The following is a 20,718-nucleotide window of genomic DNA, read 5'->3' as shown; positions in this document are numbered from 1 at the left end:
CCACCTCGTTTTCGAGACGTGAAATGTTTGCTGAGCATTTTCATTTGCAAATAATCCGAAAATTTTTTATAGGTCAGAGCCTCTCGGCTCTGGCCTTGTTTTGTTGTTCCCGGAACAAAAATGCCGGCCTGTGGTTCCCGGTGTTCCTTGCTCCATATCGCTTAACCCTGCTCGTCGTAACGGGAGCTGTATGTCGATACCAAGCTTGAAGTCTTATCTCTCCATCGTCGCCACCGTGCTCGTGCTCGGTCAGGCTATTCCTGCAGCCCAGGCGGCTGAAGCGGCCAGTCCGGCCAACCTGCCGGATTTCACCCAGTTGGTCGAACAGGCCTCGCCTGCGGTGGTGAACATCAGTACCACGCAAAAGCTGCCGGATCGCAAAGTGAACCAGCAGATGCCAGACCTGGAAGGCTTGCCGCCGATGCTGCGCGAGTTTTTCGAGCGAGGCATGCCGCCGCAACAGCGTTCCCCGCGCGGTGATCGCCAGCGTGAAGCGCAATCGTTGGGTTCGGGCTTCATCATCTCGCCGGATGGCTACATCCTGACCAACAACCACGTGATCGCCGACGCCGACGAAATCCTCGTTCGTCTGGCTGATCGCAGTGAAATGAAAGCCAAGCTGATCGGCACCGACCCACGCTCCGACGTGGCCCTGCTGAAAATCGAAGGCAAGGATCTGCCAGTACTCAAACTCGGTAAATCCCAGGATCTGAAAGCCGGCCAGTGGGTCGTGGCGATCGGCTCGCCGTTCGGCTTCGATCACACGGTGACCCAGGGCATCGTCAGCGCCGTTGGTCGTAGCCTGCCAAACGAAAACTATGTGCCGTTCATTCAGACCGACGTGCCGATCAACCCGGGCAACTCCGGTGGTCCGCTGTTCAACCTGAACGGTGAAGTGGTGGGGATCAACTCGCAGATCTACACCCGTTCCGGTGGCTTCATGGGCGTTTCGTTCGCCATTCCGATCGACGTTGCCATGGACGTATCCAACCAGCTGAAAAGCGGTGGCAAGGTCAGCCGTGGCTGGCTGGGTGTGGTTATTCAGGAAGTGAACAAGGATCTGGCCGAGTCGTTCGGTCTGGAAAAACCGGCCGGTGCGCTGGTGGCGCAGATCCAGGATGACGGTCCGGCAGCCAAGGGCGGCCTTCAAGTGGGCGACGTGATCCTGAGCATGAACGGTCAACCGATCGTCATGTCCGCTGACCTTCCTCATCTGGTTGGCGCGCTGAAGGCTGGCGCCAAGGCCAATCTGGAAGTGATCCGTGAAGGCAAGCGCAAGAATGTCGAGCTGACCGTCGGCGCGATTCCTGACGAAGACAAGGAACTGGATGCCCTGCCGAAGTCCGGTGTCGAGACCAACAGCAATCGTCTGGGTGTTTCGGTCGCTGAGCTGTCTGCCGAGCAGAAGAAAACCTACGACCTCAAGGGCGGTGTGGTGATCAAGGAAGTGCAGGACGGTCCTGCCGCCCTGATCGGCCTGCAGCCAGGCGATATCATCACTCACCTGAACAACCAGGCCATTGGTTCGGCCAAGGAGTTCTCCGAGATCGCCAAGGCGCTGCCGAAGAATCGCTCCGTGTCGATGCGGGTTCTGCGTCAGGGGCGTGCCAGCTTCATCACGTTCAAACTGGCTGAATGAATCAATAGCGGTTGAGTAAAAAGAAACCGCCTCGAAAGAGGCGGTTTTTTTGTGTCCGGCGTTTTTCCTGGATCAGGCTTATCCCATCATGTCCTTGATCATGCGTTCCTGCTCCATCAGCTCACGCTGACGAGCATCGATACGCGATGACAACGGGAAGTTACTGCCAGCCTTGCGTTTGGCGAAGTCCAGTTGCTGGATGGCCTGGCGATAGTCGCCAACCAGGGCGAAGTACTCGGCGCGAGCTTGATGCAGGCCGATGATATTGCCCGACAGGCCGCGCGTTTCAGCCACTTGATACCAGACGTCCGGATCGTTCGGGCGTGATTTCAACAAGCCTTCCAGGGCTTTTTCCGCATCGGCGGTGCGGTTCTGTTTCAGTAACAGATCGACTCGCACCTGGTTCAACGGGTAGTTGCCCGGATACTGCGTCAGGATGCGGTCGACGCGCGACTGCGCCTCCGCCAGACGATTGTTGGTGATATCCAGATCGACTTGCGCGAGGTTGTAGATAATCTCGTTCGGCGATTTTTCCAGCAGTTGCTTCAGGTTTTCCCGCGCCTCATTCAACTGGCCGCCCTTGATCTGGGCAATCGCCAGGCCGTAACGGGCCACATCGTTTTTCGGGTTTTCATCCAGCTGTGCACGGAAGCGCTTGGCGCCAAGGCCCGGGGTTTCCTCGTAGATCAGTTGCACCCGCGCGCGGATCAGTTGATAGCGCATGCTGTCTTCGATCCCGCCGGGTTTGGCTTGCTCGGCACGGTTGCGGGTGTCGGCGATCCGCGATTCGGTCACCGGGTGAGTCAGCAGGAATTCTGGCGGCTTGGCGTCGTAGCGGTACTGGCGCATCAGGCGTTCGAACATGGTCGGCATGGAGCGCGGGTCATAGCCGGCCTTCTCCAGGTTGAGGATGCCGATGCGGTCGGCTTCCTGTTCGTTCTGGCGTGAGAAGGTTCGTTGCGACTGGATCGCCGCTGCCTGGGTGCCCGCGATGGTCGCGATCCCGGCCTCGCCGCCACCGGCGGCCGCAATGACGATCCCGGCCAGCAGCGCAGCCATCATCGGCACCTGCATCCGCTGCGACGCCTCGACGCCGCGGGCGAAGTGGCGCTGGGACAAGTGAGCCAGTTCGTGAGCCAGTACCGAGGCATATTCACCTTCGGTCTGGGCATTGAGGAACAGGCCGCCGTTGACCCCGACAATCCCGCCCGGTGCCGCGAAGGCGTTGAGCTGCGGGCTGTTGATCAGGATGAATTCCAGGCGTCGGTCGTTGACCTGGCTGGTTTCCACCAGTTTATAGACGCTGGACTCGACGTAGTCCTTGAGCTGTGGATCGTTGAGCTGTGAAACCTGGCTGCGCAGCAGCGCCAACCACGCGCGGCCCAGTTGGTATTCCTGTTGTGGCGAGACGATGGCAGAACTGGCGTCACCGAGTGACGGCAGGTCGTCGGCAAAGCCCGGTGAGGCGAGCAGGCAAGCGAGCGTCAGCAGGGTAGGGCGCAAAAATGTCATGCACAAAGCCTTAGTCGACAAAGACCTTACTGTAGCCGGACACCGGGCTTGCGACCAGATATTCTAGGCAGCCCGACCCTCTGAACCGGAGTAACGCATGACCGACGCTGTAGCCCATGACTGTGAACTGGACGCCAGCGGCCTGAATTGCCCGTTGCCGTTGCTCAAGGCCAAGATGGAACTGAACAAGCTGCCCAGCGGCGCGGTACTCAAGGTGATCGCCACTGATGCCGGCTCGCAACGCGACTTTCGCACCTTTGCCCGGTTGGCCGGTCATACGCTGCTGCGTGAAGAAGACGAGGCGGGCGTTTACCGTTACTGGTTGAAAAAAGCCTGAAACCGACAGCGTAAAAGACCTAAGGATTATTGATGTTCAAAGTGTTACGCGACTGGATTCAGCGCTACTTTTCCGATGAGGAAGCCGTGGTGCTGGCGGTGTTGTTGTTTCTCGCCTTCACCGCCGTGCTTACCCTCGGCGGAATGCTCGCGCCCGTGTTGGCGGGGATGGTGCTGGCGTACCTGATGCAGGGGCTGGTGGTCACCCTTGAGCGCCTGCGCATGCCGGGCGGCGCAGCGGTGGGTCTAGTGTTTGCGCTGTTCATGGGCGTGCTGATGCTGTTCATCGTCGTGGTGTTACCGCTGCTCTGGCATCAATTGATCACGCTGTTCAACGAGCTACCGGGCATGCTCGCCAAGTGGCAATCGCTGCTGTTGCTGCTGCCGGAGCGCTATCCACATCTGGTGTCCGACGAGCAGGTGCTGCAAGCCATCGAAGCAGCGCGCGGCGAGATCGGTAAATTCGGCCAGTGGGCGCTGACGTTCTCGTTGTCGAGCCTGCCGCTGCTGGTAAACATCATGATCTACCTGGTCCTGGTGCCGATCCTGGTGTTCTTCTTCCTCAAGGATCGGGTAATGATCGGCGAGTGGGTGCGCGGCTATTTGCCACGCGAGCGGGCGCTGATCACCCGGGTTGCCGAGGAAATGAACCGGCAGATCGCCAACTACATTCGTGGCAAGGTCATCGAGATCGTGATCTGTGGCGGGGTGACCTACATCGCCTTCGTCGCCCTCGGGCTGAACTACGCGGCGCTGCTGGCGTTGCTGGTGGGCGTGTCGGTGGTGGTGCCGTATGTCGGGGCGGTGGTGGTGACTGTGCCGGTGATGCTGATTGCACTGTTCCAGTGGGGCTGGAGCGATCAATTCATCTATCTGATGGCGGTCTACGGGATCATCCAGACGCTGGACGGCAACGTGCTGGTGCCGTTGCTGTTTTCCGAAGCGGTCAACTTGCACCCGGTGGCGATCATCTGCGCGGTGCTGTTGTTCGGCGGGTTGTGGGGTTTCTGGGGTGTGTTCTTCGCGATTCCGCTGGCGACGCTGTTCAAGGCTGTGCTTGATGCGTGGCCGCGCAAGGAGCCGGTGGTGGCGCCGCTACTCTGAAAGCGATTCGGCGCCCGCAAGGGCGCCGAAAGGATCAGGCCTTGTTCAGCGCCTGAGCAGCAGCCAAAACTGCATCAACGTGGCCTGGCACCTTCACGCCGCGCCATTCCTGGCGCAGTACGCCATTCTTGTCGATCAGGAACGTGCTGCGATCAACGCCCAGGTATTCCTTGCCGTAGAGCTTTTTCAGCTTGATCACGTCGAACAACTGGCAGACGGCTTCGTCCTTGTCGCTGATCAGCTCGAACGGAAACTCCTGCTTGCACTTGAAGTTCTCGTGGGACTTCAGGCTGTCGCGGGAGATGCCGAAGATTTCCGTGTTGGCAGCCTTGAACGCCGCGTACTGATCACGAAAGCCCTGACCTTCGGTGGTGCAGCCCGGCGTGCTGTCCTTCGGGTAGAAGTAGATCACCACTTGCTTGCCTTTGAGGGCCGAAAGGCTGACGGTCTGCCCGCTGGTGGCGGGCGCTTCGAAATCGGCAACCGGTTGATCGATAGCTACGGCCATGAAAGCTTCCTTACATTGGGTTCTGTGGGCGCCACGGTTCGATCAGTGCGTCCAGGTTCATGGCATCGGCGAAATCCAGGAACTGGTCACGCAGCCAACTGATCTGAGTGCCGGCCGGCAGGGTCACGGTGAACGTGGCGTTGAGCATGGTGCCGCCGGTCTGCGGAGCCTGATAGGTATCGCAGGTCAGGTTTTCCAGCTCGACGTTGTGATCCATGAAGAACTGGCACAGCTCGTTGATGATGTCCGGGCGATAGGCCGAGGACACGTAAGCCACGTATGGCAGGGCCTGAGGACGGTTTTCCAGAGCGGCACTGCGCACGACGTTAACGGTGAACGCATGCTTCTTGGCCAGGCCCGGCAGGCTGCCTTCCAGACGCGCCAGGGCGTCCCAGCTGCCGGAGATCTCGAGGATCAGCGCGCTGCACTCGCCGTGACGAGTCAGGCGGGAGGTGACGACCGCGCAGCGGTTTTCATGGCTGGCGCGGCACAGGACGTTGGTCAGCTCCATGGGATTGGCGCCGAGGGCACTGACGACAAGGAATTGTTCGCGAACTGTGGGGGTGGACATGCAGCATTCCTAAAGCGATGAGCGGTCGGTAGGGTGAGGGCGTTGAGTGCCGGGACATACCTGTCCGGAAGGCCCGATTCGTATATCGCTACGGCTCCAATAATAAGGAAGCGTAAGAAGGCGACACTGGAACGGGGCCTGGGAGGCCGAAACGGGGGGCTGGAACCCGGCGTACAAGCTGATCAGTACCGATCAAAGTCTGAAGGGTAGCGAAAAGCGGCGCCAAGGGGAATGGCGGCGCAGTACTTCGCTTGTGCAAGCATCTTGGCGCCAGTACCATTACCGCTCTCTTTTTCCGGCAGGAGCGGTTTCATGATTGCGGGCAGTATGGTGGCACTGGTCACACCCATGGATGCACAAGGGCGTCTTGACTGGGACAGCCTCAGCAAACTCGTGGACTTCCATCTCAAGAACGGCACCCATGCCATTGTCGCGGTCGGTACAACCGGCGAGTCGGCAACCCTTGATGTAGAAGAACACATTGCCGTCATCAAAGCCGTGGTCAAACAGGTGGCTGGTCGCATTCCGGTCATCGCCGGTACCGGCGCCAACTCGACCCGCGAAGCCGTCGAGCTGACCCGCAATGCCAAGGCGGCCGGCGCCGATGCCTGCCTGCTGGTAGTTCCGTACTACAACAAGCCGACCCAGGAAGGCCTGTACCAGCACTTCAAGCACATCGCCGAAGCGGTCGACATTCCGCAGATCCTCTACAACGTTCCCGGCCGCACTTCCTGCGACATGCAGGCCGAGACCGTGATCCGTCTGTCCACCGTGCCGAACATCATCGGTATCAAGGAAGCCACTGGCGACCTGAAGCGTGCCAAGGCAATCCTCGACGGCGTGAGCAAAGACTTCATCGTGCTGTCCGGCGATGATCCGACCGCCGTCGAGCTGATCCTGCTGGGCGGCAAAGGCAACATCTCCGTCACCGCCAACGTCGCCCCGCGCGAAATGGCCGACCTGTGCGAGGCCGCGCTCAAGGGCGACGCCGAGACCGCACGGGCCATCAACGAAAAACTGATGCCGCTGCACAAGGACCTGTTCATCGAAGCCAACCCGATTCCGGTGAAGTGGGCTTTGGTCGAAATGGGCCTGATGTACGAAGGCATCCGCCTGCCGCTGACCTGGCTGAGCGCTCCTTGTCATGAAACGTTGCGCTCGGCCCTGCGCCAGTGCAGCGTCCTGGTTTAATTGAGGAAGTACAACGCATGAAGCGAATGGCCGGACTTTCCGCACTTGCCTTGATTATCTCCAGCACCAGTGGCTGCGGATGGATCTGGGGCCCGGAAGGTTATTTCCGTGACCGTGGTAGCGACTACCTGGAAGCGAAACAGACTGCACCGATGCAATTGCCACCGGATGTCAGCACCTCCAAACGCCTGGATCCGCTGCTGCCGATCCCGCGTAACGTAGCCGACGACACCGCCACCGGCGAATACGTGGTTCCGCGTCCTCAACCGCTGTCGGCGATTGCCGACGCCAGCGATTACTCGCTGCAGAAGAGCGGTGATTCGCGCTGGGTCATGGGCCAGCATCCACCGGCCGAAGTCTGGCCAGTGGCTGTGCAGTTCTTCCAGGACAACGGTTTCCGTCTGGATGAACAGCGTCCGCAAACCGGCGAATTCACCACCACCTGGCAGCATTCCGACGAACTGTCCGCCGCCATGGCCAAGCGCCTGAGCGCCGCCGGCGTCGGTGCCGACAGCGAAACCCGCGTGCGGGTGCGCATCGAGCCGGGCGTGCAGCGCAATACCAGTGAAATCTACGTGGTCAGCGCCGAGCGTCCTGCCGGCAGCACCGCCAATGTCGATTTCACCAACCGTTCGGTCAACACTGGCCTGGACGCTGCGCTGATCGACGACATGCTCGCAAGCATGAGCCGTACCTCCGAGAAGGGCGGTTCGGTGTCGATGCTGGCTTCGCGTGATTTCGATACCCCGAGCCGCGTCAGCCTCAGCGAAGACGGCAGCGGCAACCCGGTATTGAACGTCGGTTCCGATCTGGATCGTGCCTGGTCGAGCGTCGGTCGTGCGTTGGAGCAAGGTCAGTGGCGCGTTGAAGACATCAACCGCAGCCTGGGCCTGTACTACATCAACCTGGCCGAAAAAGCCGAGAAGAAAGACGAGAAGCCTGGTTTCTTCAGCAGCCTGTTCGGCAGTGCGCCGACCAAGGAAGAAGTTGAAGCCCGTGCCGAGCGTTATCAGGTTCGCCTGAGCAAGGTTGGCGACAACGTTCAGGTCACCGTCGAGAAAAACATCAACACCGTTGCCCCGGCCGATGTGGCCCGCAAAGTGTTGAGCGTAATTCAGGACAACCTGGGCTGATCCAATGCGTTTTGCCGTTCTCGGCAGCGGTAGCCAAGGGAACGGCACGCTGATCGCCAGTGCTGATACGTATGTGCTGGTGGATTGTGGTTTTTCCCTGCGGGAAACCGAAAAACGCCTGTTGCGCCTGGGTGTGAACCCGGCGCAACTGAGCGCGATACTCGTGACCCACGAACATGCCGACCACGTGCATGGCGTGGGTTTGCTGTCTCGGCGCTACAATCTACCGGTCTACCTCAGTCGCGGCACACTGCGCGGGATGCGCAAACCGATTGAACCCGCAGGCTTCGTGGCCGGCGGCGAGCAGCTGCAGATCGGTGCTCTGGACATCGGGGTCATTGCCGTGGCCCATGATGCGCAGGAACCGACCCAATATGTGTTCAGCGACGGTGAGCGGCGTTTCGGCCTGCTGACAGACCTGGGTTCATACTGCGAGCGGGTGCTGGACGGTTATCGGGACCTCGATGCGTTGATGATCGAGTCCAATCATTGTCGCGACATGCTGGCCCGTGGTCATTACCCGTACTTTCTCAAGCAGCGGGTGGGCGGCGAGCTGGGACATTTGAACAACCATCAGGCGGCATTCCTGGTGGCCGAGTTGGGCTGGCAAGGCCTGCAACACCTGGTCCTCGCCCATCTGAGCAGCAAGAACAACCTGCCGCAGCTGGCCCGGCAATGTTTTGTCGACACCCTCGGGTGCGACCCGGACTGGCTGCAACTGGCCGATCAAGATTCAGGGCTCGACTGGCGCCACATCGCCTAGCCCATCTACTTAGCAAGCGGAGCCCATCATGGAAAAACGTGAAGAACTCTACCGCGGCAAAGCCAAATCGGTTTACAAGACCGACGACGCTGACCGCTTGATCCTGCTGTTTCGCAACGACACTTCGGCGTTCGACGGCAAGCGCATCGAGCAGCTCGACCGCAAAGGCATGGTGAACAACAAGTTCAACGCCTTCATCATGCAGAAACTCGAAGCGGCCGGCATTCCGACCCAGTTCGACAAACTGCTGGCCGACAACGAAGTTCTGGTGAAGAAGCTGGACATGATCCCGGTCGAGTGCGTCGTGCGTAACTACGCCGCCGGCAGCCTGGTCAAGCGTCTGGGCGTTGAAGAAGGCCTGAAGCTCAACCCTTACACCTTCGAACTGTTCCTGAAGGACGACGCCAAGGGCGACCCGTTCATCAACGAATCCCACGTTGTGGCATTCGGCTGGGGCACCGCCGAGCAACTGGTTCGCATGAAAGAACTGTCGCTCAAGGTCAACGAAGTCCTGAGCAAACTGTTCGACGACGCCGGCCTGCTGCTGGTGGACTTCAAGCTTGAATTCGGCGTGTTCAGCGATGGCTCCATCGTCCTGGGCGACGAGTTCAGCCCGGACGGCTGCCGTCTGTGGGACAAGGACACCAAGAAGAAGATGGACAAGGACCGCTTCCGTCAGGGCCTCGGTGACGTCATCGAAGCCTACGAAGAAGTCGCCAACCGTCTGGGCGTACCGCTTTAATCGACGCAAGCATCTGATAGCACGGAGAAATTTTCGAAAGAGGGTTTGCTTTCGGTAAAAGTGTTGTTATGATGCGCGCCGTTGGAGAGATGCCAGAGTGGCCGAATGGGACGGATTCGAAATCCGTTGTACCTTCACCGGTACCTAGGGTTCGAATCCCTATCTCTCCGCCATACATAGAAAAAGCCCCGTAGATGAAAATCTACGGGGCTTTTTCGTTTCTGATCAGTCCACCCTGCACCAATGTATGGAGCGCAATGCTCCAACGTATCCAGGCCGCTCACATTCCGAATTAACTGACTAAACTTCTGCACTCCAGGTCATGGACCACCGGGTCTCCGGCGGTCAGCCCCTTCAATGCATGAGGTTCGGTCATGGCAAAGGGAAAGAAGAAAGACTCGTCCAAAAATACCCCCGCGGATCGCCCGAAGCTGTCGAGCAAAGACTACCTGGCCGAGCTGCGTCGACTTCACGTTGAACTCGTCAAACTCCAGGAGTGGGTGAGGGCCGAGGGCATCAAGGTTTGTGTGATTTTCGAGGGGCGCGATGGGGCGGGCAAGGGCGGGACGATCAAGGCGCTTACCGATCGGGTCAGCCCACGGGTCTTTCGAGTAGTTGCGTTGCCGGCGCCGAGCGAACGTGAGAAGAGCCAGATGTATCTGCAGCGTTACCTGCCTTATCTGCCGGCGGCCGGTGAGGTGGTGATCTTCGATCGCAGTTGGTACAACCGCGCCGGTGTCGAACGAGTGATGGGGTTCTGCACCGAGAATCAGGTCGAAAAGTTCCTCAAGACGGTGCCCCTGGTGGAGCATGCCATCGTCGATTCCGGGGTGATTCTGCTCAAGTACTGGTTGAACGTCAGCCAGGAAGAACAGACGCGCCGGCTGGAGGAACGTATCAAGGACGGTCGAAAAATCTGGAAACTGTCCCCCATGGATCTCAAGTCGTACAGCCGCTGGTATGACTATTCGCGGGCGCGTGACGACATGATCAAGGCGACCGATACCGAATATGCACCCTGGCTGGTGGCCGACTCGAATGACAAGCGGCGAGCGCGCCTGAACATCATCTCCGATCTCCTCAGCCGCATTCCGTACAAGAATGTTTCGCGCGAGAAGGTTGAGTTACCCAAGCGGCAGAAGCCCGGGGGCTACAAGGAATCGGATTATCCCTTCCGGCACATCCCCGAGAAATTCTGAAGACGGGTGTTCGCGTCAGTCTCGGAAAAGCCCCGCAGATGAAAATCCGCGGGGCTTTTCGTTTCTGCAGGGGTGTCAGTCAGCCCTCAAATCTCCTTGACCGGCGTATCCCCCTGCACACCTTTGATCAGCTCGATCACGTGCAGACAATCCGCCTTGTTCACATACGACTCGCCACTGGCAACCGTCTCATGGTTTCCCGCCCGCAGGCGCCAGCGCCATTGGCCCTTGCCGGTGCTCGGTGTGCCCTTGGATTGCCTGTAAATCTCGAAATACATTCAGTTCGCTCCATGCGATGGGATATTGCGACAACCTGTTTGGCGCATGGTCGCAAGCCTAGCGGAGCCTTGTCATTTGGCTATCGGGGATGTGTTTCCAATCGTTGGCTAATGTTTCTGCGACGCGCGGGGCAGAGCGTCGGGATCGGCCTTCTGATTGGCAAGTACGTCCTTTTTTCACCCTTGCATGACCTTCAGTGGTGCTGCTTAATACGGTGCGGCTCATGGCGTCGAATATCGTTCGGCGACCGACAAACACTATAAGAAAGAGCAGTCCATTGACCCACTCGCATGGAACGCAACACGCGGGGCCGGTGACGTTGTCGCTGGTGGTTCCCGTATTCAATGAAGAGGACAGCCTCGACGGCTTTCTCCTGCGCATTCGTCAGGTGTTCGAGCGTGAGGCGCAGATCAGCCTTGAACTGGTGTTCGTCAACGACGGCAGCACCGACACGACGCTGGAGCGCCTGCTGCGCTGTCAGCAGAGCGATTCGAAGATCCGTATCGTCGATTTGAGCCGCAACTTCGGCAAGGAGGCAGCGCTTTCCGCCGGCTTGCAGATTGCCACGGGGCAGATCGTGGTGCCGATCGATGTCGATCTGCAGGATCCGCCCGAAGTCATTCTGCAAATGATCGAGCGTTGGCGCGAAGGTTACGAAGTGGTACTTGGCCACCGCATCAGCCGCCGTAACGACTCCTGGGCCAAACAGACGTCCGCCAGTTGGTTCTATCGTCTGCACAACAAGATTGCCGAACAGACATTGCCGGAAAACGTCGGCGATTTTCGGCTGATGGATCGTTGCGTGGTCGACGCGCTGCTGACGCTGCCGGAATCGCGGCGCTTCATGAAAGGTCTGTTTGCCTGGGTCGGGTTTCGCACCACTCAGGTCGAATACGAGCGCCCGGAGCGAGCGGCGGGGCACAGCAAGTTCAATGGCTGGCGGCTGTGGAATTTCGCGCTCGAAGGCATCACCAGTTTCAGCACCGAGCCCTTGCGGATCTGGACGTACCTGGGGGCGATGGTGTCCCTGGTGTCGTTTGCCTTCGCCATGTTCATTGTGGTGCGCACACTGATCCATGGTGTCGACATGCCCGGTTATGCCTCGCTGATGGTCGCGGTGACCTTTCTCGGCGGCTTGCAACTGATCGGCATCGGCGTGCTGGGTGAGTACCTGGGCCGCACTTATATCGAAGCGAAGCGCCGGCCGGTTTTCCTGGTGCGCCGCATTTACGAATCCAAGGACTGAAGCATGGATCTCAAGGAAACCGACATCCTCGGCGACAGCATCGGCGAGCATTGGTATTACTGTTCCAAAGCAGCGGCGACCCGTCGGTTGCTGGGGGAAGCACCGATCAAGCGAATTCTCGATGTCGGTGCCGGTTCAGGGTTCTTTTCCCATCATTTATTGACCCACACCGCTGCGCGCGAAGCGTGGTGCGTGGACATCAGTTACCCGGTCGACTCCAGCGCCACCACCGCCGGCAAACCGGTGCATTACCGCCGCTCGATCGATACCGTGGACGCCGATCTGGTGTTGCTGATGGATGTACTGGAGCACGTTGACGACGACCTCGGCCTGCTCAAGTCCTACGTCGACAAAGTGCCGTCCGGCAGTCGGTTCCTGATGACTGTGCCGGCGTTCCAGTTCATGTGGAGCGGGCACGATGATTTCCTCGAACACAAACGTCGCTACACCCTCGGGCAGTTCGAAACCCTGACACAAAACGCCGGATTGACGGTCGAGAAGGGCGCCTATTACTTCGGGGCGGTGTTCCCGATTGCCGTTGCGTCGCGCCTGATACCCGGCGGTTCACGCGGTTCGGCGCCACGTTCGCAGCTGAAAAAACATCACCCGCTGGTCAATTCGCTGCTGAAAACCCTGTGCCGCCTTGAGCTGCCCTTGATGGGCATGAACCGCCTGGCTGGCCTGAGTGTTTTCGTGCTGGCGCGCAAACCGTGATGACGACGCAACGGTCCGAACTGATCCAGCGTGGTTTGCGCTTTGCCGTGACGGGGTTGTTTGTTACGGCCCTGCATGCGCTGGTGGCAGTGTTGTTCATCAACTTCGTGAGCCCTCAACCTCCGCTGGCCAATGGTGTGGCATTTGTCGTGGCGACGGTGGTGTCCTACGTGATCAACACCACCTGGAGTTTTTCAGCCCGATTGCACGGCAGGACCCTGCTGCGCTTCCTGATGGTCTCGGCGGGAGGATTCGTGTTGGCGATGTTCGTGGCCTGGGCTGCCCAGATGGCCGGTCTGCACTATCTGCTGGGAATTGTGGCCGTCTCGTTGACCATTCCGGCATTCACCTTTGTATTGCACAACTTCTGGACGTATCGATGAAGGATTCGGCAAAGCGCCTTGCTATCACTCTGTTGCCGTTGATCATCGGCATTCTGGCCTTTTTCATCGTGGTCGGGCCCCGTGCGCTCAACCCGCAAAACATTGCCTGGTTGGGGCAAGGGGATCCTGCAACGCATTACCTGGGCTGGGTGTTCTTTCGCCAATCGCCCTGGACCTTTCCGCTGGGCTTGAACCCGACTTATGGGCTGGAGTTGGGCAATGGCCTGATCTTCTCCGATTCCAATCCGCTGTTGGCGCTCCTGTTCAAGCCGTTTGCCGCGCTGTTGCCCGAGACCTTCCAGTATTTCGGGCTGTGGTTTCTCGGTTGTTTCATGCTGCAGTCCTGGTTCGCCTGGAAACTGTTGGGGTTGATCACGCCAAACGTGACCTTGCGCGCGTTGGGTGCTGCACTGTTTCTGTTTGCGCCGCCGATGATCATGCGCATTCCGGTGCATCTGTCACTGGCCGGGCATTTCGTGATTCTGGCAGCGCTGTACCTGGCGCTGCGTCCGGGCGATGAGCGCCGACGTCTGGCCTGGGGTGCCTTGCTGGGATGTACCGCGCTGATTCACGCCTATTTGCTGGCGATGGTGGCGCTCATCTGGTTGGCGGATCTCGCTGCCCGGGTCTTCAAAAGCAAACTGACGCTGCGCAACGCGGCGGTCGAGCTGGTTATGCTGTTTGCTCTGGTCAGCTTCTGTTGCTGGCAAGCCGGTTATTTTTCAGTGGGCGGATCGGATACGGCAGCCGCCGGTTTTGGTTTGTACCGTGCCAACCTCCTGACCCTGTTCAATGCCAATGGCTGGTCGTATGTACTGAAAGATCTGCCCAATGGCGTGGGGGATCTGGACGGCTTCAGCTATTTGGGACTGGGGCTTGTGCTGCTGGCCATTTGCGGCCTGACAGGCTGGCTGCAAGGGCAGACCGGACTGGGCCTGCGGTTGCGTCGGTATGGTTTTTTGCTGGTCGCATTGTTCGGGCTGTTGATGTTCTCGGCTTCCAACAACATTGCGCTGGGATCGTTGACTTTTTCCTACCCGCTGCCGGACAAGATCATCGCGATCGCCAATGTTTTTCGGGCGTCAGGTCGGATGTTCTGGCCGGTCTACTATGCGACCGTTCTGCTCATCTTCTTCCTGGTGATTCGAGCCAACAAAGTGCGCACGGCAGGTTGTCTCCTGGCGTTGGCGCTCGTGGTCCAGGTGGCCGACACGCGCAGCGGATGGGCTGTCGGGCGCAAGCAGTTGATGGCAGAGCCAACCGCTCAATGGGCAACGCCTTTTGTTGATCCGTTCTGGCAAAGTGCGGCCGCACACTATCCAAAGGTTCGCTGGATCCTCCCGCAAAACTATTCCCCGGAATGGCTCAATGTCGCCGCTTTTGCGGCTCGTCATGGGTTATCGACGGATGCGATTTACCTCGGGCGAATCAGCAGCGAGCAGTGGCGTCGTGCGGATGAGCGCACCTCCGAGATGTTGAACTCAGGGAAATACGAGGCCGATTCGCTGTACTTGCTCAGTGACCAGGCACTGTTGCGAGCGGTGACGAGCATTGATTCCCGAACCGACCTGCTGACCCGAATCGACGGTTTCACGGTGCTGGCGCCAGGCTGGAAACAGTGTGCCAAGTGCCTGCAAGAGTCTGTTGAAAAGGCACCGCAACAACTGATTCCTGAAATCCCGTCCGGTCAGAAGACGCCGTTCAGCTTCGGTGCTGCCGGCTACGGGTTTCTGGCGCGTGGCTGGTCGGTGCCTGAGCCATGGGGTGTCTGGTCCAGTGGCCCGGACGCCGAACTGGTGTTCCGGATCCCCGAGTCGGCTCGCTCCTTGCGCCTTGAAACCACCGCTTTCCTCACAGCCACCCATGCCCGGCAGGGCGTTGTGGTCAAACTCAATGGCCTCGAGACCTTGAACACCACGCTGGACAAACTGGATGGCAACACGCTCGAACTGACCTTGACCCCGGCGATCCGTCAACGCATCAAGGAAGAGGGGCTGCTGCGGATGCAACTGCAATTTGCCGACGCCATCAGCCCTCAAGAGTTGGGAATGAGCAAGGACCCCCGCAAACTGGCCATGGGATTGAAGACACTGATTGTCAACTGACCCATTCGCGCATAGACGATATCGGCGGGGCTTTCTACACTGCCCGCAATCTGGGGACCGGGGGGCAATGGATGAATCGCAATGAACTTCGCAAGGCCGACATCAACCTGATGGTGGTGTTCGAGACCTTGATGCTCGAACGCAACGTGACCCGGGCCGCCGAGAAGCTGTTCCTCGGCCAGCCGACCATCAGTTCGGCGCTCAATCGCCTGCGCACCATGCTCAACGATCCGCTGTTCATCCGCGTCGGCCACCGCATGGAACCGACGGCCCGCGCCGAAGACATCTATCGCCATCTCAAACCCGCGCTGGACTCGTTGTCGGTGGCGTTGAGCCTGACCCGTGATTTCGATCCCGCCGTCAGTACCATGACCTTTCGCATCGGCCTGTCGGATGATGTCGAATTCGGTCTGCTGCCGCCGCTGTTGCGTGCCTTGCGCCAGGAAGCACCGAACGTGGTGTTCGTGGTGCAGCACGTCGATTACTGGCGGATTCCCGATCTGCTGGCGGCTGGCGATATCACCGTCGGCATCAGTCAGACCCGTGGCCTGCCCGCCAATGCCAAGCGCAAACTGCTGCGGCATATCCAGCCGAGCATCCTGCGCGCCGACAAGTCCGACACGCCGCTGACCCTCGATGAATATTGCGCACGCCCCCATGTGCTGGTTTCCCACACGGCCAATGTCAGTGGCTACGCCGATGAGTGGCTGGCGGATATCGGTCGCACCCGTCAGGTGGTGCTGTCAGTGCCGCAGTACAGTTCCTTGCCGGCGCTGCTGGCCGGCACCGACCTGATCGCCAGCCTGCCGGACTACGCCGCCGAAGCCATGGCTGCCTCGGGCCTGCTGTTCAAGGAACCGTTCCCGTTCAAGACCCCGACCCTCGACCTGTCGATGGTCTGGCTCAGCCATGTCGACAGTGACCCGGCCGAGCGCTGGCTGCGTTCACGGCTGGAGCAATTCATGAGCGAGCGACCGCACGCGCCGTTCTGACTTGCCGACCCGTTGTCCGGCTGCTTTGCTGAGTACACCTGAATTCGGCGGAGCCTCCACCCATGAGCATTTCCCGTGGTTTGCTGCGTGGGCGCGGCAGTCTCGACAGTGGCAAGGTCGGCATGGTCGAGCTGTTTTTCGACCTGGTGTTCGTGTTTGCAGTGACTCAGCTATCCCACACGCTGCTCGCTCACCTGTCGATTGAGGGCGCGGTACACGTGGCGCTGCTGATGGTCGCCGTGTGGTGGGTGTGGATCTTCACGTCCTGGATCACCAACTGGCTCGACCCGGAAAAACTGCCGGTGCGCCTCGGGCTGTTCGGTCTGATGATCGCCGGTTTGCTGCTCTCTTCTTCGATCCCCAAGGCATTCACCGAGCGCGGCCTGATGTTTGCGGCGGCGTTCGTGTTCATGCAGGTCGGGCGCACGCTGTTCGCGATCTGGGCGGTTCGCGGGGAGTCATTGAACATGACCCGCAACTTCCAGCGCATTCTTGCGTGGCTGACGTTGTCCGGTGTGTTCTGGATCGGCGGGGCGTTTGTCGAAGGCGAACAGCGGCTGTTCTGCTGGGCGCTGGCGCTGTTGATCGAACTGATTTCACCGTCGCTATATTTCTGGGTGCCGGGGCTGGGTCGATCGTCTTTGAGCGACTGGAACGTCGAAGGCAATCACATGGCTGAGCGTTGCGCGCTGTTCGTGATCATTGCCCTGGGTGAATCGTTGCTGGTGACTGGCGCGACCTTCGCCGAGCTGACGCCGGGCCGCGATGGACTGCTGGCGTTTCTGGTGGCGGTACTGGGCAGCATCGCCATGTGGTGGGTGTACTTCGACAGCGGTGCGGAGCGCGCGCATCACCGCATTGCCCATTCCGCCGACCCCGGGCGACAGGCGCGAATCGCCTACACCTACCTGCATGTGCTGATCGTCGCCGGGGTCATCGTCAGCGCGGTGGCCGATGAACTGGTGCTGGTTCATCCGGATCATGCCAGCGACGCCGGCATCGTCGTGATCGTTGCCGGGCCGTGGTTGTTCCTGCTCGGCAATGCGCTGTTCAAGTGGGTCATGGCTGACCGACCGTTTCCGCCGTTATCGCATGTGGTCGGGCTGATAGCGCTCACGCTGCTGTTGCCGTTGGCATTGAATCACTGGTTTTCGGCGCTGGCGCTCGGTGCGTTGACCACGGCAGCCGTGGTGCTGGTGGCGATCTGGGAAACCCTGGCGTTGCGTCGGGCGCTACCGGTTCCAGTGTCAGAAAAAGCCGCAGGAGAGTAGGGCGAGGCTGTGTTATATGTACGACCTTTCTGCTGACTGACTGGAGCACCGAAATGCCACACCTGCACCTGGAATACACCGCCAACCTGCCGCAACTGAACGCCGACGTGGCGTTGATCCGGCTCAACAATACCCTGGTGGGTTCCGGTCAGTTCGCGGCGGAGTTCGATATCAAGAGCCGTGCGATCAAGGTTGAAACCTTCAAGGTCGGCACTGCCATGAGCGAGCGGGCCTTTGTGGCGGTGAAGCTGGCGCTGCTCAGCGGTCGTTCCCCGGAGATCAAGAAGCAACTCTCGCAAAACCTGTTGGCGGTGCTGCAGGACCTGTGCGAATGGCCGGCCGGTGTCGAAGTGCAGTTGAGCGTGGAACTGCTCGATATCGACCGCGAGTCCTACAGCAAAGTCGCCATCGGCGTGTAAGACTCAGGCCGCCTCCAGCTCCGCGCAGGTCTTGATGACCTGCTCGCGCAGCCAGAGGTTGGCGCTGTCCTGATCGACGCTGTGGCTCCACTGCATGTCGAGGGTGAACCCCGGCAGGCCGTTCGGCGCCTCGCAGTGATTGAACACCGCGTCGTTGGTCAGCAAACGCTGGATCCGTCGGGGCAGGGTAAGGATGAAATCGGTGCCGGTGATCATCTTCAACGCGGCGCTGTAGCTGTTGGAACGGGCGACGATCTGGCGCTTCTGCGCCTGCCGCGCGAGCCAGCCATCGACCATGTTGGTGGTGGACGTCCAGGGCGTCGGGAACACATGCCGGCGTTCGGTGAAGGCTTGCAGGCTGAGGCGTGGCTCCAGTGGCGTTGCGCGTTTATCGAAGACGCAGACCAGGTCATCTTCCAGCAACATCCGGGATTTAAGATCGGTATGGCTGCGATGGAAGTTGGGGCCGAAACAGACCACCAGGTCGAGGCTGCCATCGCGCAGTTCTTCAGCCGGCACGTCGGTTTCGAACTTGTGCATGTTGACCATCACCGGCAGATCGTCGAAGTCGAAACGCTTCAACAGTCGCGGCAGGATCAGTTGTTCGAAGTATTCCGGTGCGCAGATGTTGAACGTCACCGGTTGCGCCATCGGGTCGAAGGTCGGGGCGCCGGCGTGGCACAGATTGATGCTTTCGAGGATCTTCTGCACATGGCCATACATGCTGCTGGCCTTGTAGGTCGGGCGCATGCCGGTGCGGGTGTTGACGAACAATTCATCTTCGAAACTGGTGCGCAGTTTTTTCAGGCAGTAACTGACGGTGGACTGACTGACAAACAGCGCCTCCGACACATCGGTGACGCTGCTTTGCTCATACACGGCGACAAACACCATGAGATCCTGCATGTCGAGCTTTCTAAGCAAGTTACTGTTCAGCATCCGTTCTGTCTCGCTGTGCTCCTTGCGCTGAATCCGCGCAAACGTGTGCGCATGATCGTAACGGAACGATGGTGCCAGGAGAAAGCCCTGTAGGATTTTTCACGGACAGTTGTGGGACAGAAAGTTTTAGTAATACGACGTGCCGAATCAAACCTGGCAAAGATGGCCAGAAGCCTTTAGCTAGAGGGGTGAGCCCCGTGCACAACGCCCGATCAGCGAAAGTGCCGGGCGTAATGCCGAGGGTCAAAGCGCCACACGATCAATAGCATCACGCCCATCACCGCGGTCAGCGACCACCAGGCCCATTCGAAGCTGCCCAGTCGATCGCGGATCATCCCGGCCAGCAGCGGTGAAAGGCCCGCAATCAGATAGCCGATGCCTTGCACGAAGGCGGTCAGACCGCCGGCTCGCTGTGGATTGTCGAGGTGATCGAGGGAGACAATCAGGCTCATCGGGAACAACCCGCCAATCCCCAGGCCCAGCAGACACGGCCAGAGCAGGCTCAGGTGTTGCGGGCTGAGGATCAAACCGCAGAAACCGCCAATGATCAGCACCAGCAGGGCGGCCAGCACCCGGCGTCGGTCACGGCTGCGGTTGGCGATCGCCGGAACCACCAGACCGGAAATCACCTCCATGGCCGTCAGAAAACCCAACAGCAGACCGGCATTCTGTTCGCTCCAGCCGTTTTCCACGTAGTACGGCGCGAGCCACGCCAATACGCAGGTGTAGGACGCCGTCCCCAGACCGAAGAAGATTGCGAGCAGCCAGGCGCGGGAATGGGTGAAGAAGGTTTCTTTCGTTGCCTTGGTGGCTGTGACAGGCGCTGTGTCGTTGCCTTGCAACAACCAGAACAGCAGCGCGAGCAACGCCAGTACCGCCCAGATCGCCAGACCTGCCCGCCAACTGCCGGTATCGAGCATCACCCGTGGCGCAAGAGAGGCGGCCAGCGCGGCGCCGCCCATGATCGAGGTGACATACAGACCCATGCACAGCGCCACGTTATCGGGAAAACGCGATTTGATCAGGGCCGGCATCAACGCCTGAATCAGCGCGATGCCGATCCCGGCGAGTACGGCGCTGACGATCAGTTGCGCCGCCGAGTCGAGAAACAGCCGCGACAGGGTTGCCAGGCCGATGATCAGCAACGACAGCACCACCGTGCGCCGTTCGCCCAGACGCTGGCTGATGCCGATCCCGAAAAACATCGCCAGCCCCATCGCCATCACCGGCAGCATGGTCAGCAGCGAGGCGAGGCTGAAGCTCAACGGTATGTCGCCGCGAATCGCCGACAGCAAAGGCCCGACGGCGGCCATCGACGGGCGCAGGTTAAGGGCGACCAGGACGATACCGAGCATCAGCCAGACGGCGGGGCGGGCAGTGGCGCGAACGTTTTCCATCTTCAGACCTTTGAATCAGAGGCTGTCGATTAGGCGGGTGTGGTGCGGGGGCGGGCAAATCAGAAAATCCCGAGGGGTATTTAAAAAGTCGATACGCCTTCCGGACCGTCTGCGGGAGCCACCTGCGATTTTTTACTGAATCAGACCTGACGCATTTTCAAGTTTCATGGTTATTTCATGAGCTAACTAATCGTTGGCTTCTTTTTCACAAAATATTGATGGTTTTCTGCGTAGAGTTTTCGTCGCCTTAGTCAATGAAATTTTCACAATTGACG

General features: G+C 59.6%; 21 protein-coding genes and 1 tRNA gene. 16 read left to right on the top strand and 6 right to left on the bottom strand.

Translation table 11 applies throughout. From position 1 onward, the window contains the following. The first annotated feature begins 190 nt into the window (after positions 1 to 190). Positions 191 to 1,639, top strand: a complete 1,449-nt coding sequence (locus AC07VV_RS13525) for a DegQ family serine endoprotease (protein WP_495036492.1) — start codon at positions 191 to 193, stop codon at positions 1,637 to 1,639. A 78-nt stretch (positions 1,640 to 1,717) separates the two neighbouring features. Here the strand turns inward: AC07VV_RS13525 and AC07VV_RS13520 are convergent, their stop codons facing one another. Next, a complete protein-coding gene (locus AC07VV_RS13520; RefSeq protein ID WP_495036491.1) occupies positions 1,718 to 3,151 on the bottom strand; it encodes a M48 family metalloprotease in 1,434 nt (477 codons plus the stop codon). A 97-nt stretch (positions 3,152 to 3,248) separates the two neighbouring features. On the opposite strand from AC07VV_RS13520, the gene AC07VV_RS13515 reads away from it, so the two are divergent. Together AC07VV_RS13515 and AC07VV_RS13510 are read left to right on the top strand one after the other, a co-directional pair. Then, positions 3,249 to 3,488, top strand: a complete 240-nt coding sequence (locus AC07VV_RS13515; protein WP_007963279.1) for a sulfurtransferase TusA family protein — start codon at positions 3,249 to 3,251, stop codon at positions 3,486 to 3,488. Between the two features lie 32 nt (positions 3,489 to 3,520). After that, a complete protein-coding gene (locus tag AC07VV_RS13510; protein ID WP_096819410.1) occupies positions 3,521 to 4,591 on the top strand; it encodes an AI-2E family transporter in 1,071 nt (356 codons plus the stop codon). A 34-nt stretch (positions 4,592 to 4,625) separates the two neighbouring features. Here the strand turns inward: AC07VV_RS13510 and AC07VV_RS13505 are convergent, their stop codons facing one another. Together AC07VV_RS13505 and AC07VV_RS13500 are read right to left on the bottom strand one after the other, a co-directional pair. Then, positions 4,626 to 5,099 (bottom strand): peroxiredoxin, encoded by a 474-nt coding sequence (locus tag AC07VV_RS13505; RefSeq protein ID WP_096819409.1) that lies wholly within the window; start codon positions 5,097 to 5,099, stop codon positions 4,626 to 4,628. Between the two features lie 10 nt (positions 5,100 to 5,109). Continuing rightward, entirely contained in the window at positions 5,110 to 5,670 is a 561-nt protein-coding gene (locus tag AC07VV_RS13500; protein WP_096819408.1) for a glycine cleavage system transcriptional repressor, read from the bottom strand. Positions 5,671 to 5,982: 312 nt separating this feature from the next. Here AC07VV_RS13500 and dapA point away from each other — a divergent pair, with 312 nt between their 5' ends. From dapA to ppk2, 6 genes are all read left to right on the top strand, one after another. Beyond that, on the top strand, positions 5,983 to 6,861 hold the full coding sequence (gene dapA / locus AC07VV_RS13495) for a 4-hydroxy-tetrahydrodipicolinate synthase (protein WP_495036490.1): 879 nt from the start codon (positions 5,983 to 5,985) through the stop codon (positions 6,859 to 6,861). Between the two features lie 17 nt (positions 6,862 to 6,878). Further along, a complete protein-coding gene (bamC, locus tag AC07VV_RS13490) occupies positions 6,879 to 7,994 on the top strand; it encodes an NlpB/DapX family lipoprotein (protein ID WP_495036489.1) in 1,116 nt (371 codons plus the stop codon). A gap of 4 nt (positions 7,995 to 7,998) precedes the next feature. Beyond that, positions 7,999 to 8,757, top strand: a complete 759-nt coding sequence (locus AC07VV_RS13485) for an MBL fold metallo-hydrolase (RefSeq protein ID WP_096819404.1) — start codon at positions 7,999 to 8,001, stop codon at positions 8,755 to 8,757. Positions 8,758 to 8,785: 28 nt separating this feature from the next. Then, positions 8,786 to 9,499 (top strand): phosphoribosylaminoimidazolesuccinocarboxamide synthase, encoded by a 714-nt coding sequence (gene purC / locus AC07VV_RS13480; RefSeq protein ID WP_077571533.1) that lies wholly within the window; start codon positions 8,786 to 8,788, stop codon positions 9,497 to 9,499. 83 nt (positions 9,500 to 9,582) lie between these two features. Next, positions 9,583 to 9,672 (top strand) — tRNA-Ser (locus AC07VV_RS13475). Between the two features lie 201 nt (positions 9,673 to 9,873). Then, a complete protein-coding gene (gene ppk2, locus AC07VV_RS13470) occupies positions 9,874 to 10,698 on the top strand; it encodes a polyphosphate kinase 2 (protein WP_495036488.1) in 825 nt (274 codons plus the stop codon). An 86-nt stretch (positions 10,699 to 10,784) separates the two neighbouring features. On the opposite strand, the gene AC07VV_RS13465 is transcribed toward ppk2, so the two are convergent. Next, positions 10,785 to 10,976, bottom strand: coding sequence for a YegP family protein (locus AC07VV_RS13465; protein ID WP_064383113.1), 192 nt, complete (start codon positions 10,974 to 10,976; stop codon positions 10,785 to 10,787). A gap of 278 nt (positions 10,977 to 11,254) precedes the next feature. Between AC07VV_RS13465 and AC07VV_RS13460 the strand changes: the two genes are divergently transcribed. The 7 genes from AC07VV_RS13460 (at position 11,255) to AC07VV_RS13430 (ending at position 18,107) form a co-directional block, all read left to right on the top strand. Then, positions 11,255 to 12,223 (top strand): glycosyltransferase family 2 protein, encoded by a 969-nt coding sequence (locus AC07VV_RS13460; RefSeq protein ID WP_192560025.1) that lies wholly within the window; start codon positions 11,255 to 11,257, stop codon positions 12,221 to 12,223. Positions 12,224 to 12,226: 3 nt separating this feature from the next. Beyond that, a complete protein-coding gene (locus AC07VV_RS13455; RefSeq protein WP_495036487.1) occupies positions 12,227 to 12,937 on the top strand; it encodes a class I SAM-dependent methyltransferase in 711 nt (236 codons plus the stop codon). Continuing rightward, entirely contained in the window at positions 12,937 to 13,320 is a 384-nt protein-coding gene (locus AC07VV_RS13450) for a GtrA family protein (protein ID WP_495036486.1), read from the top strand. The genes AC07VV_RS13455 and AC07VV_RS13450 overlap by 1 nt, the downstream gene beginning before the upstream one ends. Beyond that, positions 13,317 to 15,425, top strand: coding sequence for a DUF6311 domain-containing protein (locus AC07VV_RS13445; RefSeq protein ID WP_495036485.1), 2,109 nt, complete (start codon positions 13,317 to 13,319; stop codon positions 15,423 to 15,425). The genes AC07VV_RS13450 and AC07VV_RS13445 overlap by 4 nt, the downstream gene beginning before the upstream one ends. A 71-nt stretch (positions 15,426 to 15,496) precedes the next feature. Further along, the gene (locus AC07VV_RS13440) at positions 15,497 to 16,417 is read left to right on the top strand and encodes a LysR family transcriptional regulator (protein ID WP_096819394.1); all 921 of its coding nucleotides are present in this window, start codon (positions 15,497 to 15,499) and stop codon (positions 16,415 to 16,417) included. Positions 16,418 to 16,479: 62 nt separating this feature from the next. After that, positions 16,480 to 17,688 (top strand): low temperature requirement protein A, encoded by a 1,209-nt coding sequence (locus AC07VV_RS13435; RefSeq protein WP_493091652.1) that lies wholly within the window; start codon positions 16,480 to 16,482, stop codon positions 17,686 to 17,688. Positions 17,689 to 17,741: 53 nt separating this feature from the next. Next, positions 17,742 to 18,107 (top strand): 5-carboxymethyl-2-hydroxymuconate Delta-isomerase, encoded by a 366-nt coding sequence (locus AC07VV_RS13430; protein WP_495036484.1) that lies wholly within the window; start codon positions 17,742 to 17,744, stop codon positions 18,105 to 18,107. 3 nt (positions 18,108 to 18,110) lie between these two features. Here the strand turns inward: AC07VV_RS13430 and AC07VV_RS13425 are convergent, their stop codons facing one another. Together AC07VV_RS13425 and AC07VV_RS13420 are read right to left on the bottom strand one after the other, a co-directional pair. Then, positions 18,111 to 19,046, bottom strand: coding sequence for a LysR family transcriptional regulator (locus AC07VV_RS13425; RefSeq protein WP_096819391.1), 936 nt, complete (start codon positions 19,044 to 19,046; stop codon positions 18,111 to 18,113). A 212-nt stretch (positions 19,047 to 19,258) separates the two neighbouring features. After that, on the bottom strand, positions 19,259 to 20,443 hold the full coding sequence (locus AC07VV_RS13420; protein WP_495036483.1) for a cyanate transporter: 1,185 nt from the start codon (positions 20,441 to 20,443) through the stop codon (positions 19,259 to 19,261). Between the last annotated feature and the right edge of the window lie 275 nt (positions 20,444 to 20,718).

This window comes from Pseudomonas sp. GW821-FHT02C04 (assembly GCF_059421845.1).
This window is presented reverse-complemented; position numbering and strand designations above follow the sequence as displayed.